Consider the following 1658-nt stretch of genomic DNA (forward strand, 5'->3'; position numbering starts at 1 on the left):
CTGGAAGCCGATCGGCACATAGACGGCGATCAGCACCACCGTCATCGCGATGATCGGGCCTCCGAGCTCCCTAGCCGCCATGATCGCGGCCGGTATGGGCTTCACGCCTTCGTCGAGGTGCCGGTTGACGTTCTCGACGACGATGATGGCGTCATCGACGACGAGGCCGATGGCCAGCACCAGCGCCAGCAGCGTCAGAAGGTTGATCGAAAATCCGAGCGCCAGCATCAGGGCGAAGGTGCCGATCAGCGATAGCGGGATGGCGACAGTCGGGATCAGCACCGAGCGCAGCGATCCGAGGAAGGCGAAGATGACCAGGGTGACGATCAGAAGCGCCTCGCCGAGCGTCCTGATCACTTCACGAATGGAGCTGTTCACGAAGTCGGTGGAATCGTAGACGATCTCCCCGCGCAGGCCTTCCGGCAGCTGCGCCTTGATGCCGGGGAATTCCGCGCGCACGCCGGCGATGACGTTGAGCAGATTGGCGCCCGGCGCCACCTGGATGCCGATATAGACCGCCTACTTGCCGTCGAAGGCGACCTGCGATTCATAGTCGTCGGCGCCGAGCGTCACGTTGGCCACGTCCTTCAACCGCACGATGGCGCCGTTGGCCTGCTTGACGATGAGATTGGAGAATTCTTCGGCGCTGTGCAGGCTGGTCGAGGCGGTGAGATTGACCTCGACCATCTGGCCCTTAGTGGTGCCGAGGCCGGCGATGTAGTCGTTCTGCTGAAGTGCCGTCGAAATGTCGGTTGCGGTCAGGCCATAGGCGGCAAGCTTGGCCGGGTCGAGCCAGGCGCGCAGCGCGAAATTCTGGCCGCCAAGTATTTCCGCGGTCTGCACGCCGGGCACCGCCTGCAGCCTGGGCTGCACCACCCGCACCAGATAATCGGTGATCTTGTTGCGCGGCAGCACGTCGCTGTCGAAGCCCATATACATGGCGTCGATCGTCTGCCCAACCTTGACGCTCAGCACCGGCTGCTGGGTGCCCGACGGCAGCTGGTTGATGACCGAGGCGACCTTGGTGCTGATCTCTGTCAGCGCCTTGTCGGCGTCGTAGTTGAGCCGGAGGTAGATGGTGATGACATTGACGCCGGTCTGGCTGGTCGAGCTCATATAGTCGATGCCGTTGGCCTGGGCGATGGCGTTTTCCAGCGGCGTGGCGATGAAACCGGCAATGACGTCGGGATCGGCGCCATAATAGGTCGTGGTGACCGTGACGACGGTGTTTTCAGTGCGCGGATATTGCAGCACCGGCAGTGAGCCGATGGCGCGCAGGCCAAGCACCAGAATGGTGAGACTGACGACGATTGCCAGGACCGGGCGGCGGATAAAGAGGTCTGTAAAGCTCATCGCCGCATTCTTTCCGCGAACTATCTCGCCAGACTGCGCCTGCTATTTGTCGACCGGTTGTGGATCTGGATTGTTGGCGGGCTGCACGGTGTTGTCGACATTGACCGGCGAACCGTTGCGTAGCTTGAGCTGCCCGGCGGTGACCACGACATCGCCATCCTTGATGCCGCTCAGCACAGCGATCTGATCGCCGCGCGTTGCGCCGGTGGTGACGAACGCCTGCCTGGCGGCGAGCTGGGGCTTGCCGTCAGCGTCTTTGCCCTTGTCGTCGACGAGATAGACGATATCGCCATAGGAATTGAAGG

General features: G+C 62.4%; 2 pseudogenes. Both read right to left on the bottom strand.

The annotated features are described in order from the left end of the window. A pseudogene (locus AC1DUU_RS31390) lies at positions 1 to 1353 on the bottom strand (efflux RND transporter permease subunit); the annotation flags it as partial. Between the two features lie 42 nt (positions 1354 to 1395). After that, positions 1396 to 1658: pseudogene (locus tag AC1DUU_RS31395) on the bottom strand (efflux RND transporter periplasmic adaptor subunit); the annotation flags it as partial.

Source organism: Aminobacter sp. P4_H6_2, from assembly GCF_056400805.1.